Annotated in this window: 17 protein-coding genes and 1 pseudogene; 7 read left to right on the forward strand and 11 right to left on the reverse strand. The window is 73.0% G+C overall.

Annotated elements, in window-relative coordinates; translation table 11 throughout:
- The 6 genes and pseudogenes from FJ694_RS36835 to FJ694_RS28750 all read right to left on the reverse strand — a co-directional run.
- Positions 1-361: pseudogene (locus tag FJ694_RS36835) on the reverse strand (hypothetical protein); the annotation flags it as partial.
- Positions 362-526: 165 nt separating this feature from the next.
- Positions 527-859 (reverse strand): hypothetical protein, encoded by a 333-nt coding sequence (locus FJ694_RS28730; protein ID WP_157270970.1) that lies wholly within the window; start codon positions 857-859, stop codon positions 527-529.
- 92 nt (positions 860-951) lie between these two features.
- A complete protein-coding gene (locus FJ694_RS28735; RefSeq protein ID WP_157270971.1) occupies positions 952-4,005 on the reverse strand; it encodes a GGDEF domain-containing protein in 3,054 nt (1,017 codons plus the stop codon).
- 6 nt (positions 4,006-4,011) lie between these two features.
- Entirely contained in the window at positions 4,012-4,857 is an 846-nt protein-coding gene (locus FJ694_RS28740) for a phosphate ABC transporter substrate-binding protein (protein ID WP_157270972.1), read from the reverse strand.
- Entirely contained in the window at positions 4,857-5,027 is a 171-nt protein-coding gene (locus FJ694_RS28745) for a hypothetical protein (RefSeq protein WP_157270973.1), read from the reverse strand. The genes FJ694_RS28740 and FJ694_RS28745 overlap by 1 nt, the downstream gene beginning before the upstream one ends.
- A complete protein-coding gene (locus tag FJ694_RS28750; RefSeq protein ID WP_157270974.1) occupies positions 5,024-5,386 on the reverse strand; it encodes a hypothetical protein in 363 nt (120 codons plus the stop codon). The genes FJ694_RS28745 and FJ694_RS28750 overlap by 4 nt, the downstream gene beginning before the upstream one ends.
- Positions 5,387-5,755: 369 nt before the next feature.
- Between FJ694_RS28750 and FJ694_RS28755 the strand changes: the two genes are divergently transcribed.
- Positions 5,756-8,029, forward strand: a complete 2,274-nt coding sequence (locus FJ694_RS28755; protein ID WP_157270975.1) for a putative bifunctional diguanylate cyclase/phosphodiesterase — start codon at positions 5,756-5,758, stop codon at positions 8,027-8,029.
- Here FJ694_RS28755 and FJ694_RS28760 read toward each other — a convergent pair.
- The 3 genes from FJ694_RS28760 to FJ694_RS28770 all read right to left on the reverse strand — a co-directional run bounded on the left by FJ694_RS28760 (position 8,008) and on the right by FJ694_RS28770 (position 9,817).
- On the reverse strand, positions 8,008-8,412 hold the full coding sequence (locus tag FJ694_RS28760; RefSeq protein ID WP_157270976.1) for a VOC family protein: 405 nt from the start codon (positions 8,410-8,412) through the stop codon (positions 8,008-8,010). The genes FJ694_RS28755 and FJ694_RS28760 overlap by 22 nt on opposite strands.
- A gap of 19 nt (positions 8,413-8,431) precedes the next feature.
- A complete protein-coding gene (locus FJ694_RS28765) occupies positions 8,432-8,872 on the reverse strand; it encodes a GNAT family N-acetyltransferase (protein WP_157270977.1) in 441 nt (146 codons plus the stop codon).
- Between the two features lie 306 nt (positions 8,873-9,178).
- Entirely contained in the window at positions 9,179-9,817 is a 639-nt protein-coding gene (locus tag FJ694_RS28770) for a dioxygenase family protein (RefSeq protein ID WP_232540270.1), read from the reverse strand.
- Positions 9,818-10,016: 199 nt separating this feature from the next.
- On the opposite strand from FJ694_RS28770, the gene FJ694_RS28775 reads away from it, so the two are divergent.
- Positions 10,017-11,105 carry a metallophosphoesterase gene (locus FJ694_RS28775; RefSeq protein ID WP_157270978.1) on the forward strand — a complete coding sequence of 363 codons (1,089 nt, stop codon included), beginning with the start codon at positions 10,017-10,019 and terminating at the stop codon, positions 11,103-11,105.
- A 10-nt stretch (positions 11,106-11,115) separates the two neighbouring features.
- Here FJ694_RS28775 and FJ694_RS28780 read toward each other — a convergent pair whose 3' ends face one another.
- A complete protein-coding gene (locus tag FJ694_RS28780) occupies positions 11,116-11,724 on the reverse strand; it encodes a DUF2242 domain-containing protein (protein WP_157270979.1) in 609 nt (202 codons plus the stop codon).
- 62 nt (positions 11,725-11,786) lie between these two features.
- Positions 11,787-12,728 (reverse strand): LysR family transcriptional regulator, encoded by a 942-nt coding sequence (locus FJ694_RS28785; protein ID WP_157270980.1) that lies wholly within the window; start codon positions 12,726-12,728, stop codon positions 11,787-11,789.
- Between the two features lie 161 nt (positions 12,729-12,889).
- On the opposite strand from FJ694_RS28785, the gene FJ694_RS28790 reads away from it, so the two are divergent.
- The 5 genes from FJ694_RS28790 to FJ694_RS28810 are packed head-to-tail and all read left to right on the forward strand — an operon-like array spanning position 12,890 to position 16,231.
- The gene (locus tag FJ694_RS28790) at positions 12,890-14,239 is read left to right on the forward strand and encodes an MFS transporter (RefSeq protein ID WP_157270981.1); all 1,350 of its coding nucleotides are present in this window, start codon (positions 12,890-12,892) and stop codon (positions 14,237-14,239) included.
- Positions 14,240-14,267: 28 nt separating this feature from the next.
- Positions 14,268-14,810 carry a 2-oxo-4-hydroxy-4-carboxy-5-ureidoimidazoline decarboxylase gene (uraD, locus tag FJ694_RS28795; RefSeq protein WP_198321049.1) on the forward strand — a complete coding sequence of 181 codons (543 nt, stop codon included), beginning with the start codon at positions 14,268-14,270 and terminating at the stop codon, positions 14,808-14,810.
- A 14-nt stretch (positions 14,811-14,824) separates the two neighbouring features.
- The gene (locus tag FJ694_RS28800) at positions 14,825-15,331 is read left to right on the forward strand and encodes a hydroxyisourate hydrolase (protein WP_157270982.1); all 507 of its coding nucleotides are present in this window, start codon (positions 14,825-14,827) and stop codon (positions 15,329-15,331) included.
- A 58-nt stretch (positions 15,332-15,389) separates the two neighbouring features.
- Positions 15,390-15,746 carry a hydroxyisourate hydrolase gene (gene uraH, locus FJ694_RS28805; RefSeq protein ID WP_157270983.1) on the forward strand — a complete coding sequence of 119 codons (357 nt, stop codon included), beginning with the start codon at positions 15,390-15,392 and terminating at the stop codon, positions 15,744-15,746.
- Between the two features lie 17 nt (positions 15,747-15,763).
- Complete coding sequence (locus tag FJ694_RS28810; RefSeq protein WP_198321050.1) at positions 15,764-16,231, forward strand: nucleoside deaminase; 468 nt, start codon at positions 15,764-15,766, stop codon at positions 16,229-16,231.
- Positions 16,232-16,235 lie beyond the last annotated feature (4 nt).

Raw genomic sequence — 16,235 nt, forward strand, 5'->3', positions numbered from 1 at the left:
CGCTCTGGCCATAGACCTTGCCGGTGGGGCCGATGGCGCGCGCCAGCAGCTCGCTCGTGTAGCCGGCCGAGGCGCTGAGGTCCAGCGCCACCATGCCGGGGCGGATGCCGATGAAGGCCAGCATCTCCTCCGGCTTGCGCCGCGCGTCGTTGGCGCGGTCGGCGGCGCTGCGGTCGGGCGTGGCCAGGAGGGCGGCGATGCGCTGCGGACCCAGCGGGGCCGACTCCTGCGGCATGGCTGCGGGCGCCGGTGCCACGGCGCCGGGACCCGGCGGGGCCGCGCAGGCCCCGAGCAGCAGCACCAGGGCGCAGGCCGGCAGGCCCCGGCGCGGCAGGCTGCGCGCGCGGCGTCTTGCATCCATCGTCATTCCCCTCGTGGCCAGCGCCGGCGCGGCGCGCCGGCAAGGGGCGTCATGGTGCACCAAGCCGATGGCCGCGGGCGCAGTGCTGCTACCCGCAAGGCCCAAGGGATGAAACCGGGTGCGCGGCGCCCAGCCGCCCAGGCTGGCGGCCGGTGCCGGCCGCGCTTACTTCGACAGCGCCTTGATGGCCTGCTTGTCGGTCTCGTGGATCTGCTTGGCCTCGGCCTTCTCGGCCTTGCGCAGCGCGTCCGCTTCCTTCTTGCACGCGCGCTCGGCGCTGCCGTCGGCGCTGACCTCGCAGTCGGCCTTGTTCAGGTCGTGGTTGGCCTCGGCGATGTCCTTGCGCGCCTCGTACTCGCCCTTGGACTGCGTCCTGAGGTCCTTGGCTTCCTGCTTGGTGATGGCGGGCTGCGAGTCGTCGGCGGCGGCGGCGGCGGGCAGGCCCGCGCCGGCCAGGGCGGCGGCGAACACGGCGGCGAGAAGGGCTTTGGAGTTCATGTCGTTGTCTGGGAAGGATTGAACACGACAGCCTTTTGGCAAGTGGTGTGCCGCCCGCCCTGCCCTGGCGCGCCGGGCCCGGACGCGGTTCCTCAGGCCACCCGTGTCGCCGAGGCTTTCGCCTCGTTGGCCGGCGCCGGGTGCGCCGGCGGCAGCGCCAGGCGGCGCCCGGCGGCGAGCAGCGCCTCGAAGTCGGCGGCCGCCAGCGGCTTGCTGAACAGGTAGCCCTGCACCTCGTCGCAGCCCTGGCGGCGCAGGTACTGCAGCTGCGCCTCGGTCTCCACGCCCTCGGCGATGACGCGCAGCTCCAGGCTGTGCGCCAGGTGGATCACGGCCGTGCAGATCGCCGCGTCGTCGGGGTCGGTGCCGATGTCGTTGACGAAGGAACGGTCGATCTTGAGGTGGTGCACCGGGAAGCGCTTGAGGTGACTCAGCGACGAGTAGCCGGTGCCGAAGTCGTCGAGCGACAGCCCCACGCCCAGCGCGCGCAGCCCGGCGGCGGTGGCGATGGCGCGCTCCACGTCGTGCATGGCCGCGCTTTCCGTGATCTCCAGTCCCAGCCGATGCGGCTGCAGCGCGTGGTCGCGCAGCGCCTGCGCCACCAGGCCCACCAGGTCCGGGTGGCGGAACTGCCGCGCCGACAGGTTCACCGCCACCTGCGGCACGTCCAGCCCGCGGTCGAGCCAGGCGCGCTGCTGGCGGCACACCTCGCGCAGCACCCACTCGCCCATCGGCTCGATCAGCCCGGTCTCCTCCGCCAGCGGGATGAACTGCGCCGGCGACACCATGCCCTGCTCCGGATGGCGCCAGCGCAGCAGCGCCTCCGCGCCGATGACGCGGCCGTCGGACAGGCTCGCCTGCGGCTGGTAGTGCAGCAGCAGCTCGCCGCGCTCCAGCGCGCGGCGCAGGTCGGCCTCCATCGCGAAGCGCGCCGCCACGCTCGCGTTCATCTCCGGCGCGAAGAAGTGCACGCGCCCGCCGCCCAGCTGCTTGGCGTGCCCCATGGCGGTGTCGGCGTTGCGCAGCAGCGCGGGCAGCTCGGCGGCGTCGTCGGGGAACAGGCTCACGCCGATGGAGGCGCTGGGCCGCAGCTCCCGGCCGTCGAGCAGCAGCGGCGCGGCCAGCGCCTGCAGCAGCGCCGCGGCGATGCCGCCGGCCTCGGCCGCGCACTGCACGTCCTTGAGCAGCACCATGAACTCGTCGCTGCCCAGCCGCGCCACGGTGTCGCCGTCGCGCACCGCCGCTTCGAGCCGGCGCGCCGCGCCGTGGATGAGCTGGTCGCCGAGGCCGTGGCCGAGCGTGTCGTTGACGAGCTTGAAGCGGTCCAGGTCCACGCTCAGCAGCGCCAGGCGCCGCCCGTGGCGCCGCGCGTCGGCCATGGACTGGTGCAGCCGCGCCTCCAGCGTGGCGCGGTTGGGCAGCCCGGTGAGGGTGTCGAAGGCGGCCTGGTGTTCGAGCTGGCGCTGAAAGCGCCGGCGCTGCTGCGCCTCGCGCAGGTTGGCGATGCCGTAGCCCAGGTCGTCGGCCAGCTCGGTGAGCACCTTGATCTCGGCCTCGTCGAAGGCGTCGGCTTCGCCGGCGTAGATGCACAGCGCGCCCAGCACGCCGTCGCGCGAGCGCAGCGGCAGCCCGATGCACGACGCCAGCCCGTGCGCCTGCGCCGCGGCGTGCCAGTGCGCGAGCAGCGGGTCGGCGCCGATGCGCCCGACCACCACCACGCGGCCCTCGTGCACGGCCGCGCCGCCGATGCCGTGGCGTTGCGCGTCCTCGCCCCAGCTCAGGCTCAGCTGCCGCACGTAGTCCTGGCCCGGGCCGGCCGCGGCCACGGGCTGCAGGGTGCGCCCGGCATCGAGCTGCGCCTGGCCCACCCAGGCCAGGCGGTAGCCGCCGATCTCCACCACGTGGCGGCAGATCTCCTGCACCAGGGCGGCTTCGTCGCCGGCGCGCACCAGCGTCTCGTTGCACTGCGACAGCACGCGCAGCGCGCGGTTCAGGCGCCCAAGCTCGGCAGCCTGCTCGGCCAGCCGCGACTGGTTCTTCTGCAGCGCGTCGGCCATGCGGTTGAGCCAGCCCGCGAGCACGCCGAACTCGGTGCGCGGCTGCGCCGGCAGCCGCGCACCGAGGTCGCCCGCGGCCAGCCGAGCGGCGAAGTCCATGCACGCGCGCAGCGCACGGTCGATGTTGCGGCCGATGTAGAGCACCGCCGCCAGCCCCAGCAGCATCGACGCCGCCGCCACGGCGGTGATGCTCCACTGCGCCGTGTGGCCGATGTCCAGCAGCGTGGCCTGCGTGGCCACGCGCGCGGCGTCGGTGCGCAGGTCCAGCCGGTCGAGCAGCGGCTCCACGGTGTGCACCGCGGCCAGGTAGTCCTGGCGCGCGTCTTCGATGGCCTCGTCCACGGCCACGTACTGCGCGAAGCGCTGGCGGTAGGCGCGCGTCAGCGCCAGCACCTCGCGCTGGCCTGCCGGGGACAGCGCCGAATGCCGGACGGCGGCTTCGAAGCGGTCGGCGTGGCGCTGGAAGGCTCCGGCGTCGGCCGGCAGGCCACGCAGCAGGTAGTCCTTCTCGACGCGGCGCAGCGTCAGCAGGCCGGCGTGCAGGGACCCGGGAGGCTGGTCCTGCAGCAGCGTCTCGATGGCGCGGGCGTCGCTTCGGAACTCGCCCTCGAGCCCGGCGTCGCGGCGGCCCAGACGTCCGTAGAGCTCGACGACGTGCAGGAAGCCACGCTCGTAGCGCAGCGCGGCCTCCTCCACGGCCGCGGCGCCGGCGGCGAAGGCGGCGTCGGTGCCCAGGCGGCGGGCCTGCGCCATGTGCCCGCGCACGCCCGCGAGCTCGGCCTGCAGCAGCGTCACGTAGCGCGAGCGCGCCTCCTCGAAGCCGTATTCGCGCACCCGCAGCAGGAAGTCCTTCTCGTTGCGCCGCGCGCGCAGCAGCCCGGCGCGCGCGTCGCCGGTGAGCTTGGCGATGCGGTGGTCGGTGTGCACGTAGGCATCGAGCGCGCCCTGTGCACGCCGGTGGCTCAACACCGACACGCCGTCGGCGGCCAGCGTGAGCACCATCAGCACCGCGAAGCCCGCCAGCAGCTGCGCGCGCAGGCTCAGGCCGGCGAGCCGGTCGCGCAGGGTCTGGGTCCAGCGGGCGGCCATGGCGCGTCAGTCCAGGTAGGGCACGGAGCCGTGCGCCTGGATCAGGTCCGTGACCTGGGACGAGGCGCAGAACGCGACGAAGGCCTGCGCCAGCGTGCCCGGCCCCGCGAGCGTGACCAGCGCCAGCGGCCGGGCCAGCGGGTAGTTGCCGCGGCCGATGTTGCGGCTGGTGGCCGCCACGCCGTTGTCGGCCAGCGGCCGGATGGGCGTGCCGCTCCGCACGGCGAGCTCGGCTTCGCCCACCGACAGGTAGGCGATGCCCGTGGGGCGCTCGCTCAGCAGGCGCAGCCTCTCCCCGTTGTCGCCGGCATGGGCATGGGGACGCAGCGCGTGCGCTGCGAGGCGGAAGTGGCGCAGGAACAGCTCCGGCGTGCCGTGGCCGGGCTCGGCGTCGATGACGAAGATCGGCGCATCTCGTCCGCCGAGCTGTTTCCAGTTCACGAGGCGGCCGGTGTAGATGCCGCGTACCTGCTCGTGGCTGAGCGCGGTGACGGGGTTGTCGCGGTGCAGCACGACGGCCACGCCGTCGCGCGCGATGGGCAGCGCGCGCAGGTCCTGCTCGCCGGCGTCCAGCGGGCGCGACACCATGCCGACGTCGGCACGGCCCTCGCGCACCTCGCTCAGGCCCCGGCCGGAGCCGCCAGCGTCCACCTCGATGCGCACAGCCGGGTGCAACTCCTCGAAGCGGCGCGCCATGGCGGCCACCAGCGGCGTCATGGTGCTGGAGCCGACGACCCGCAGCCGCCCGGCATCCGGCGCGGCCACCGAGCCGACGTGCAGCGCGGCCGGCCCGGACAGGCCCAGCAGCAGCAGGGTGGCGGCCAGCGACACGGCCGCCAGCAGGTATCTCATCAAGGTTCCTCGGAATCGGAATTGGGGTCGAAATTGAAGTCGGAGCCGGGCGCGCGGAACGCCTTGACGCGCATGCGGATCATCGTCGGCGGGCCCCGGTGCTTTGTCACAACACTGTCAAGATTCACGCCGTGAAGCGGGTGCTTCAATAACTTCGTGAATTCGGTCACGACCCATATTCCTTGAAAAATACGGAGCGAATGCAGCGGAAAAGAAAATGCTCAGCCCATTCAAGCCTGGTTGGAAAATGCGTGCCGCGCCATCCAATCAGGATGCAGACGGCACGGCCCGGAATGGCCCAAGGCCCGGCGTGCAGCCTTCGTGAACGTGCCGACTCCCACGCCATGCGGAACCGGATCAGGGCAAGCGCAGGAATTTGGCGGAAATCCCCGGTGAAGCCCGGAAATCCGCGCAGGCGGCAATGGCTGCAGTTCACGGGCTTTGAAGAGGACGGCGCCCCGGTCTTGAATGGACAGCCGCGCGCGCCGGGCAGCCAATCGACGCCGCCGCGGCGCGTCGGCAGATTCAAAATCTTCCAGGAAATGGCTTCAATTTATCGCAGTGAAACCCCATGTCCGGACTTGAACCTGAATGGCCGCGGTGTCCGGGGCGCATGGCGCGCTTGGGCACCGCCGTGGCGCCGGGCCTGGCGGCATGGGCGATGTAGGCCGGTACAGGGCGACTTCGGCGCCAGCCTGCAATACAACGACGGCAGCCCCGGCCAGGGCGGCTCCTGCTACGGCCCGGTGCCGTACCAGCGCAACCGATTGCAACCGGGCGCAAGTTTGGCGGCGGCGCGAACAAAGCCACGGTTTGCAGCGCCACGACCGGCGCCGCCCGGCGTCAGCCGCGAATGACGTGCCGACAATGGGGCTGTAGTTCCGACCCGAGCCGTTTCTTGCCTGCTGCCCCTTTCCCCGCCGACGAACCCGCCCGCCTGCAAACCCTGCTCGCCCTGGACGTCCTGGACTCCGCCCCGGAGGCCGAGTTCGACGCGCTGGTGCAAGCCGCGGCCGCGCTGTGCGGCACGCCCGTGGCGCTGCTGTCCCTGGTGGACGAGCACCGCATCTGGCTCAAGGCCCGAGCCGGCCTGCCCGACGTATTCGAGGTGCCGCGCGCGGTCGGCCCGTGCGCGCACACCATCCTGCAGGACACGCTGCTGGAGGTGCCCGACACCACGCTCGACCCCCGCTTCGCCGACAGCCCGGTGGTCACCGGCGTGCCCGGCGTGCGCTTCTACGCCGGCGTGCCGCTGCGCATCGAGGGCCGCAACGTGGGCGCGCTGTGCGTGGTCGATTTACAGCCGAATGCCCTGAGCCCGCTGCAGCGCGAGGCGCTGGGCCACCTGGCCACTGCCGCGGCGCATGCGCTCGAAGGCCGGCGCGCGCTGCTGGCCGAGCGCGGGCTGCGCGAGCAGGCCGCCCACGCCGTCCATGCGTGCAAGCGCCAGGAGGAGGCACTGCAGCGCAGCGAGGCGCTGCTGCAGCGTACCGGCGCGCTGGCCGGCGTGGGCGGCTGGGAGATCGACCTCGCCACCGGCCGGCTCACCCGCACCGAGCAGCTGCGCAAGATGTGCGGCGAGCCGCCGGGCGGCTGCGACAGCCTCGACCAGGCGCTGGGCCTCTACGCGCCCGAAGCGCGGCCCCGGCTGCGCGCCGCGGTGGACCATGCCCTGGCCACCGGCGAGGGCTGGGACCTGGAGCTGCCCATGGAGCGGGGCGGCGGCGACCGGCTGTGGGTGCGCTGCGTGGGCCAGGTCGAATACGCCAACGGCCGCCCGGTGCGCCTGGTGGGCGCGGCGCAGGACGTGACCTCCATGCACCGCATCCGTGTCGAGCTCGACCACCGTGCCACGCACGACGCGCTCACCGGGCTGGTCAACCGCGCCGAGTTCGAGACGCGGCTGCAGCGGCTGCTGCACCAGTCGCAGGCCGACGGCCAGGGCCATGCCCTGCTCTACATCGACCTCGACCAGTTCAAGCTCGTCAACGACGCCTGCGGCCATGCCGCCGGCGACCAGCTGCTGCAGCAGGTGGCGCAACTGCTGGGCCAGGCGCTGCGCACGCGCGACACCCTGGCGCGCCTGGGCGGCGACGAGTTCGCCGTGATCCTGGAGCACTGCAGCGACGTGCAGGCGCTGCGCGTGGCGCGCGAGGTCTGCGAGCGCATGAACGAATTCCGCTTCGTGTCGGGCGGGCAGCGCTTTCGCATCGGCGCGAGCATCGGGCTGGTGCCGGTGGACCGGCGCTGGGCCACGGTCGGCGCCGTGATGCAGGCCGCCGACACCTCCTGCTACGCCGCCAAGGAAAACGGCCGCAACCGCGTGCACCTGTGGCTCGACAGCGACGAAGCGCTGCGCGCGCGCCACGGCGAGATGCAGCTGGCCACGCGGCTGGAGCAGGCGCTCGACGAAAACCGCTTCGTGCTGCACGCGCAGCGCATCGTGCCGGTGAACACGCCGGCGCAGGCGCCCAAGCTGCATGCGGAGCTGCTGGTGCGGCTGCGCGAGCGCGACGGCACGCTGGTGTCGCCGGGCGCCTTCCTGCCCGCGGCCGAGCGCTTCCACCTGGCCTCGCGCATCGACCGCTGGGTGCTGGCGCGCGGCATCGAGCTGTTGCGCGCGCAGGGCGACCTCTCGGGCATCGACATGCTCAGCATCAACCTCTCCGGGCAGTCGGTGGGCGACCGGGCCTTCCACCGCGACGCGATCGCGCTGCTGTCCGCCGCCGGGCCGGCGCTGTGCCGCTGCCTGTGCCTGGAGATCACCGAAACCGCCGCCGTGACCAACATGGCCGAGGCCACGCGCTTCATCACGCAGGCGCACGCGCTGGGCATCCGCATCGCGCTGGACGACTTCGGCGCCGGCGCCTCGTCCTTCGGCTACCTGAAGTCACTGGCCATCGACCAGCTCAAGATCGACGGCCAGTTCGTGCGCAACCTGCTCGACGACGCGCTCGACGACGCCACGGTGCGCTGCTTCCAGAACGTGGCGCGCGTGGTGGGCGTCAAGACCGTGGCCGAGTTCGTGGACCGGCCTGAGGTGCTGGAGCGGCTGCGCGAAATCGGCGTGGACTGCGCGCAAGGCTTCCTGCTGCACCGGCCCGAGCCGGCGGCGCAGCTGCTGCGCTCGGCCGGCGCGGACAACAGCGGTCAGGTGGCGATGGCGTCGTAGCCGCGGCCGGTGAACTGCACCAGGCAGAAGCCGTGGCCGAAGGGGTCGGCGAAGGTGGCCAGCCGTCCCCAGGCGAAGTCCGTGACGGGCTGCTCCGGCGTGGCGCCCGCGCCTTCGGCGCGCCGCGCGGCGGCCTCGATGTCCTCCACCACGAAGTCCAGGTGCACGGGGCTCCAGTGCCGGGCGTAGCCGCGGCGCTGCGCCGCGGCCGGTGACGGGCTCGTTCCCGCCGCCTTGCGCAGCAGGTACAGCGGCGAGGAGGCGCCGAGCAGCTCCAGCACGTCCGGCCCCAGGCGGCGGCCAGGCACCAGGCCCAGCGCGGCGACGTAGAAGGCCTCGGCCTGCGCCAGGTCGGGGACATCGATGTTGACCAGCAGCTGCATGGCGGCGCCGTTGCGACTTTCAGCCCAGCAGCTTGCGGTACTGCACGAAGCCGCTCTTCTGCGCAATGCGGTCGTAGAGCTGCATGGCCGTGTGGTTCGTTTCCTGGGTGAGCCAGTGCACGCGCGAGGCGCCCGCGGCGGCCGCCTCGGCATACACGTGCTCGATCAGCGTCCGGCCCAGGCCGCGGCCGCGCTGCTCGCCGGCCACGAACAGGTCCTGCAGGTAGCAGTAGTCGGCGCTGGTCCAGCAGCTGCGGTGGTAGATGAAGTGCACCAGCCCGACCAGCCGGCCGCCCTCCTCGGCCACGGCGCAGTGCATGGGCTCCGCCGCGTCATGGAAGCGCTCCCAGGTGCGCCGCGTGACGGCTTCGGGAATCGCCGCCTCGTAGAAGCGCTGGTAGGCCTGCCACAGCGGCAGCCACTGGTCGAAGTCTTCGGGCACGGCGGGACGGATCTGCATGGGGAAAGAGGTCGTTGCGCGTTAGGAAGCCGGGACCGCCGCCGCCGGCATGCACGCCGGCAGGACATGAGAGTGCCCGTGACAACATACGAGTTACCAAGAAACACTCACATCCCGGTGAGAGACGCCATTCTGGCCGCGGCACGAGGCCGTCCTGGTTGAGGAGGTCCGAGGCGGCTGGCAGGAAGGACTGGAACCGCCGTCGCGCTCCGGGCGCTGGCGTGGAAAGTCGGGCCACCAGGGCTCCCGATCAGCCGAGTATGTTGTTTTGCCGAATGAAGCCGCCCTCGAGCGGCCGGTGCAGCGTCAAACCTCCACCACGATCGGGAAGTCGCAGCTCAACCCCTCCGGGCCGGCCACGAAGGGCCGGGTCAGCGCCTCGCGGTCGGCCTGGGAGAGCCGGCGCCAGAGGCCGTCGCGCGCGTTGGCGGGCTCGCCTTCGACGTAGAGCTGCGTGGTCAACAGGCTGCGCCCGGCGGCGTCCCGGACCTTGAAGTGGATGTGCGGCGTGCGGCTTGGATACGGCACGGGCCGGATGGTGAGGAAGCTCCAGCCGCCGTCGGCACCGGTGGTTACGCGGCCGAAGCCCTGGAAGGCCGGGTCGGCGCGGCCGCCGTCGCCGGGGTGGTGGTAGCGGCCCTGGCCGTCGCACTGCCAGATCTCCACCGTCGCACCCGCCAGCGGCGCGCCGCGGGTGTCGGTGAGCGTGCCGTGCACCCGGCAAGGCTGGCCCTGCGCGTAGCGGCGCGCACCGTGCGCGAGCAGGTCGGCGTCCGTGTCCTCGCCGAGGCTCACCGGGTAGAACGGGCCCTCGGTCTGCGCGGGGGTCGGACGCAGGCCGGATTGCGCGCGGCCGGCCGCCGGCAGGACGGGCGCCGCCAGGGCGGCGGCGAGCCGGGCCATGAGGACGCGGCGCGACGGGCGTGCCGGATGGAAGCGGTGCATGGCGTCTCCTGCAGCGGGGTGGAGTCCCACACCGTGATTCTGCGGCGCCACCGCGGTCTTCCCACGCACCGTGCCGCGGGCGGCGCCGCTGCCGCGCTGTGGTCCACTGGCGCCCGCGCTGGCGCGGGACGTGCTTCCGTGCGCAGGCGCACGACAAGTGCAGTCCACCGAAGAACAAGGTCCGAGGGAAATCTGAGCCATGCACGCCGAGCTGCCCGACACCCCGCTCGACATCGTGGGCGACATCCATGGCGAGCACGCAGCGCTGTGCGCGCTGCTGGCCGTGCTGGGCTATGACGACGCCGGCCGCCATCCCGGCGGGCGGCGCCTGGTGTTCGTGGGCGACCTGTGCGACCGCGGCCCGGACAGCCCTGCCGTGGTGGCGCACGTGCGCGCGTTGGTGCAATCCGGCCGTGCCCAGGCGCTGCTGGGCAACCACGAGCTCAACCTGCTGCGCGGCCAGCGCAAGCAGGGCAGCGACTGGTTCTGGAACGAGAACGCGGCGCGCGACGCCCGCTTCGCGCCGTACGCCGTGCTGGCGAACGCGGCCGAGCGTGCCGAGGTGCTGTCCTTTTTCGGGACATTGCCGCTGACGCTGTCACGGCCCGACCTGCGCGTGGTGCATGCCGCCTGGGACAGCCCGTCCGTGGCCTGCCTGGCGCGGCTGCAGGACGCCGGCGGCGTGGCCGAGCTGTTCGAGCGGCTGGACGACGAGACCGACGTGGCGCTGCTGACCCAGGGCTGGCGCGCCGCGGCCCGGGCCGAGAAGGCGCCCTGGCGCCACCGCCTGGGCGACCCCGGCGCGCCGGTGCCCATGCTGCGGGCCGTGGCGCACTGCGACCAGGCGCGCCAGCTGCTGAACCCGCTGCGCGTGCTGACCTCGGGCCTGGAGCGCCCCGCGCCCGCGCCCTTCTTCCACAACGGCCAGTGGCGCTTCACCGAGCGGCTGCCCTGGTGGGACGGCTACTTCGAGGACACGCCGGTGGTCGTCGGCCACCACTGGCGCCACGTGTGGCCGCTGGACCGCGTGCGGCTGGGCCGCACCAGCCCGGACCTGTTCGGCGACGCGCCGGCGCAGGCCTGGCTCGGGGCCCGGGGCAACGTCTTCTGCGTGGACTTCTCCGTGGGCGGGCGCTGGCTGGAGCGCCGCAGCGGCCTCGTGCCCGGCACGCACACGCGGCTGGCCGCGCTGCGCTGGCCGGAGCGCACGCTGGTGTTCGACGACGGGCAGATGCTGGAGACGACCGGGTTTGCGGATGCCCCGGCCACGGCGCCGCTGGCGGGCTGAGCCGCCCGGCTCAGAACTCCGACAGCTCGCGCAGCCGCGAGCCGACCTGGTCGCTGGGCAGCCGGCTGGGTTGCTCCAGGTAGCGGTCCAGGATCTCGAAGAAGCGGTCGTAGAAGCGCGGCACGGTGATGGTCTCGCTGGCCACCTTGATCATCGAGTCGTTGCTCATGGCAAAGGGCAGCGACAGCGAGCCCAGCGCGCCCACGCCCACGCTGGCGGAGTTGCTGCTCTTCTTGAGCTCGTAGTGCTCCTGCAGCGCGCTGACGAAGACGCTGGCGCGCTGGTCGTCGCCGGCGGCGCGGACGGTGTCGGTGCACACCACGCGGATCTCCATCTCGACGTGCCGGCCGTTGGGCTGGTGGAAGTTCTTGCGTCCGCGCATCTCCGTGGGCTGCACGCCGCTGACCAGGTAGCCCTGGCTCAGCAGCGCCTGGCGCGCGGCCTCGCAGGCCTCGGCCGGGTCCACCGCCACCGTGCGCGCGAAGCGGTCGGTGGCATCGAAGCTTTCCACGGGGTGGCCGCCGACGACCTTGGTCGTGGCCGCGCAGCCCCACAGCAGCAGCGGCAGCAGGACCACGGCGGCGGCACGGGCGGCCGGGAATCTGTCAAGGCTAGGCATGGGCGGGATTATCCCGGAGCCGTGCAGCACGGCGCGGCACCGCCGCCGCTGCTGCTGCTGCGTCAGGCCGCGCCAGGTGGAGCCGGGGCCGGGGCCAGCGGGCGCGCCGCCGCCGACATCAGCCCGCGCAGCCAGCGGTGCGCCGGGGCGCCCTGCGAGCGCTCGTGCCAGAGCTGGTAGAAGCGCATCGCCGGGAAGTCGAAGGGCGCCGGCACGATGGCCAGCGGCAGCAGCGCCGCGTAGTGCGCCGCGAAGTGCCGCGCCGTGGTGAAGACGAGGTCCGTGTCCACCAGCAGGTGCGGCGCGAGCTCGAAGTACGGCACCACCACGCGCGCGTCGCGCGCCACGCGCAGGCCTGCCAGGTGCGTGTCCACCAGCCCGCGCTGCGCGGCCGAATACGGCAGCGGCACCAGGTGGCGCGCGGCCAGGTACTGCTCGCGCGTGAAGCCGCCGGCCGCGCGCGGATGGCGCCGGCTCACCAGGCACACCACCTCGTCCTGCAGCAGCAGCGACAGGTGCAGCGCCGGTGGCGGGTTGACCCAGTTGCCGATCACGAGGTCGAGCTCGCCCTGCGCCAGCGCCTGCTCCACGTCCACGCCCGCGCCCAGGGGCCGCACCTCCAGCCGCGCGCGCGGCGCCTCGCGGCAAAAGCGCGCCACCACCGAGCCCAAGAAGCCCGCGGCCATGAAATCGGGCGAGCCGACGCGGAAGGTCTGCTGGCTCGCCGCCGGGTCGAAGGCCTCGGGGCCGGCGAGCATGGCGTCGATCTCGCCCAGGGCGCGGCGCGCCTGCTCGCGCAGCAGCAGCGCGCGCTCGGTGGGCGCCATGCCGCCCTTCTCGCGCACCAGCAGCGGGTCGCCGAAGAGCTCGCGCAGCCGCTTGAGCGCGATGCTCACCGCCGGCTGCGACTGGCCCAGCCGGATCGCCGCGCGCGAGACGCTGCGCTCGTTGACCAGCGTCACCAGCACGCGCAGCAGGTGGCTGTCCACCGGGTCCCGGCTCATGGCAGGAGCGCACCTTTATTCGGTTTCACGAATGGCGCTTATAGCAGCGCGCGTGCGCCGCGGACGGGCAGCGCGCCCAGACTCCGCTCCCATGCCAGGGCGCCGCCCCCAAGAGCGCCCGATCACGACCGACCACCACCCGGCACACGGAGCGAGACCTCATGGACACTGCAAGAAGCGTTGACCACGCACCCGACCTCGCCGCCCCCGGCGAGCTCGACAGCATTTACCGCAAGATCCTGCTGCGCATCATCCCCTTCCTGATGCTGCTGTGGGTGCTGGCCTGGATCGACCGCGTCAACATCGGCTTCGTCAAGCTCACCATGCTCGACGACCTGAAGTGGAGCGAGGCCGTGTACGGCCTGGGCGCGGGCATCTTCTTCCTGGGCTACTTCTTCTTCGAGGTGCCCAGCAACCTGCTGCTGCAGAGAATCGGCGCGCGCAAGACCATCATGCGCATCACCATCGGCTGGGGGCTCACCAGCATCGCCATGATGTTCGTGACCACGCCGGCCATGTTCTACGCGCTGCGCTTCCTGCTGGGCGTGTTCGAGGCCGGCTTCTATCCCGGCATCATCCTGTACCTGACGTACTGGTTCCCGGACCGCCGCCGCGCCAAGGCCTTCGGCCTGTTCATGTCGGCCTCCGCCTTCGCCGGCGTCATCGGCGGGCCGCTGGCCGGGACCATCATGACCACCCTGGACGGCGCCAACGGCTGGCAAGGCTGGCAGTGGGTGTTCCTGCTCGAAGGCATCCCGTCGGTGCTCGCCGGCGTGGTGACCTGGTTCTACCTCACCGACAAGCCCGCCGACGCCAGGTGGCTCACCGCGCGCGAGCGCGCCCTGGTGCAGGCCGACCTGGCGCAGGACCAGCGCGCCCACGGCCAGCGCGAGCACCGGCTGCTGGCCTCGCTCAGGGACTCACGCATCTGGCTGCTGATCCTGGTGTTCTTCTGCATCATCGCCGCCAACTCCTCGCTGACCTTCTACGGCCCGACGCTGGTCAAGGAAGTGGGCTTCACCAGCCCGTCCGCCGTGGGCTGGATCATGGCCGCGGCCTACCTCTTCGGCGCCGCCGGGATGATCCTCAACGGCATCCACTCCGACCGCCACCAGGAGGCGCGGCTGCACTGCGGCGGCGCCGCCGCGCTGGGCGCGGCCTCGCTGCTGGCCGTGGCGCTGCTGCTGCCGGTGAGCGCGCTGGGCACCCTCGTGGCGCTGACGCTGGCCATCGTCGGCACCATGAGCGCCATTCCGGTGTTCTGGCAGATGCCCAACCGCGTGCTGGCCGGCACGGCCGCGGCCGGCGGCGTGGCGCTGATCAACTCCGTGGCCAACCTCGCGGGCTTCGGCGCGCCGTGGATGCTGGGCCTGATCAAGACCGCCACCGGCAGCCTGACCACGGGCCTGTTCGTGGTCGCCGCCGTCGAGATCTGCGCCACGCTGCTGATCCTGGGTTTCGTGCCGCGCGCCGTGCGCGCCGCGGCGCCGCGGGCCCAGGCCGCGCATTGACCGACGGCCCCATCCCGTGACCCACCGCATGAACACCGCAACCGCCGCCATGAACCCGTTGTCCCTGCAACAGATCAACCGCCTGGACCGTGACGCCTTCCGCGCCGCGCTTGGGCGCAGCTTCGAGCACTCGCCCTGGGTGGCCGAGGCCGCCTGGGCCGCGCGGCCCTTCGAGAGCGTCGAGGCGCTGCACGCCGCGATGATGGCCGTGGTGCTGTCCGCGCCACGGCGCACGCAGATCGAGTTCCTGCGCGCGCATCCGGAGCTCGCCGGCAAGGAAGCGCAGGCCGGCTCGATGACGCGGGAGTCCGTGGCCGAGCAATCCAGCGCCGGGCTCGATGCGCTCAGCGCCGGGGAGTTCCAGACGCTGCGCGAGCTCAACGCCGCGTACCAGGCGCGGCACGGCTTTCCCTTCATCATCGCCGCGCGCCGGCACGGCAAGGCGCAGATCCTGGCCGAGCTGCGCCGGCGCACCGGGCGCGACAGCGAGGCCGAGCTGCGCGAGGCGCTGGCGCAGATCGCCGCCATCACGCGCGCCCGCGTGGACGCGCTGCTGGCCTGCGAGGCCTGAAGGAGGACTGCCTCATGAATGCCCTCTTCAACGATCCGTCTCCGCGCCGGCGCTTCCTGCGCACCGGCCTGGCCCTGGGCGGCGCCGCGCTGCCGGCGCTGGGCACCGCGGCGGCCGCAGTGCCCACCGGGCTGACCGCTGCCCCGCGCTCGCAGGCCGGTGCGCCGCCGCGCCTGACGGTGCATGCCATCGACATGTTCCACGGCGCCACCGGTGCGGGGCTGGCGGTGGAGCTCGCGCGCTACGAGGACGGGCGCGGCTGGCAGCACGTGGTGAGCGCGCGCTGCCAGGCCGGCGGCCGCACCGCGCAGCCGCTGCTCGAAGGCGAGGCCTACCGCGCCGGCCGCTACGAGCTCACGCTGCACCTGCAGGACTACTTCGCATCGCTCGACGCCCCGCTGCCGCGGCCGGCCTTCCTCGCCGAGGTGCCGCTGCGCTTCGTGATCCGCGACGCCGCAGAGCGCGTGCACCTGCCGGTGCTGTTCTCGCCCTGGGGCTACTCGTACTACCGCGGCAGCTGAGCGCCGCGCCGCCTGCAGACCCCCGCCAGACCCCTGCTCAACCACCCGGAGACCCACCATGGCCGGCATCTCGACCCATGTGCTCGACAACCACAGCGGACGCCCCGGCGCGGGCATGCGCATCGACTTCTCGGCCTGGCGCGACGGGCGCTGGCAGCTGCTCAAGACGCTGCGCACCAACGCCGACGGCCGCACCGACGAGCCCGTGCTGCCGGCCGAGGCTGCGGTGCCCGGGCGCTACGAGCTGAGCTTCCACGTCGGCGAGTTCTACGAGCGCCAGGACCTGCGCGGGCAGGACCCGCTGTTCGTGGACCGCGTCGTGCCCGTGCGCTTCGCCATCGCCGACCCGAAGCAGCACTACCACGTGCCGCTGCTGTGCACGCCGTGGAGCGCATCGACGTACCGGGGCAGCTGAAGGCCGCGAGCTTGCGCATGAAACTCGACGACACCACCGCGATGCAACTCGCCATCGCCGCCTCGCGCCGCGCGCTGGCCGCGGGCAACCGGCCTTACGGCGCGGTGCTGCTCTCCGCCGCCGGCGAGCTGCTGCTGGAGGCCGGCAACCGCCAGGCGACCGACGCTGACTGCACCGCGCACGCCGAGATGGTGCTGGTGCGCGAGGCCACGGTCCGGCTGGGCACCGCGGCGCTGCGCGGCGGCACCGTGTTCGCCAGCGGCGAGCCTTGCGCCATGTGCGCCGGGGCGCTGTTCTGGGCCGGCGTGCGCCGCGTCGTCTTTGCCGCCTCGAACCCGCTGATGGCCGAGCTGCTCGGCGGCGAGCTGCTGCCCGCGCGCTGCGCCGACGTGCTGGCCGGCACCACGCCGCCGGTGCGGGTCGAGGGGCCGCTGCTGGAGCACGAGGCCGCCGAAGTGCTGCGCGAGGCGGCGCGCCGGGCCTGAGCGC

Origin of the sequence: Azohydromonas aeria (assembly GCF_009760915.1) — a bacterium.
Lineage (GTDB): Bacteria > Pseudomonadota > Gammaproteobacteria > Burkholderiales > Burkholderiaceae_C > Azohydromonas > Azohydromonas aeria.

Coding starts and splice junctions, on each gene's coding strand:
- FJ694_RS28770 (WP_232540270.1), bottom strand. CDS start 9,817: ATGCACCGCTTCCATCCGGCACGCCCGTCGCGCCGCGTCCTCATGGCC.
- FJ694_RS28765 (WP_157270977.1), bottom strand. CDS start 8,872: ATGCAGATCCGTCCCGCCGTGCCCGAAGACTTCGACCAGTGGCTGCCG.
- FJ694_RS28790 (WP_157270981.1), top strand. CDS start 12,890: ATGGACACTGCAAGAAGCGTTGACCACGCACCCGACCTCGCCGCCCCC.
- FJ694_RS28775 (WP_157270978.1), top strand. CDS start 10,017: ATGCACGCCGAGCTGCCCGACACCCCGCTCGACATCGTGGGCGACATC.
- FJ694_RS28735 (WP_157270971.1), bottom strand. CDS start 4,005: ATGGCCGCCCGCTGGACCCAGACCCTGCGCGACCGGCTCGCCGGCCTG.
- uraD (WP_198321049.1), top strand. CDS start 14,268: ATGAACACCGCAACCGCCGCCATGAACCCGTTGTCCCTGCAACAGATC.
- FJ694_RS28780 (WP_157270979.1), bottom strand. CDS start 11,724: ATGCCTAGCCTTGACAGATTCCCGGCCGCCCGTGCCGCCGCCGTGGTC.
- uraH (WP_157270983.1), top strand. CDS start 15,390: ATGGCCGGCATCTCGACCCATGTGCTCGACAACCACAGCGGACGCCCC.
- FJ694_RS28730 (WP_157270970.1), bottom strand. CDS start 859: ATGAACTCCAAAGCCCTTCTCGCCGCCGTGTTCGCCGCCGCCCTGGCC.
- FJ694_RS28800 (WP_157270982.1), top strand. CDS start 14,825: ATGAATGCCCTCTTCAACGATCCGTCTCCGCGCCGGCGCTTCCTGCGC.
- FJ694_RS28785 (WP_157270980.1), bottom strand. CDS start 12,728: ATGAGCCGGGACCCGGTGGACAGCCACCTGCTGCGCGTGCTGGTGACG.
- FJ694_RS28740 (WP_157270972.1), bottom strand. CDS start 4,857: ATGAGATACCTGCTGGCGGCCGTGTCGCTGGCCGCCACCCTGCTGCTG.
- FJ694_RS28810 (WP_198321050.1), top strand. CDS start 15,764: ATGAAACTCGACGACACCACCGCGATGCAACTCGCCATCGCCGCCTCG.
- FJ694_RS28760 (WP_157270976.1), bottom strand. CDS start 8,412: ATGCAGCTGCTGGTCAACATCGATGTCCCCGACCTGGCGCAGGCCGAG.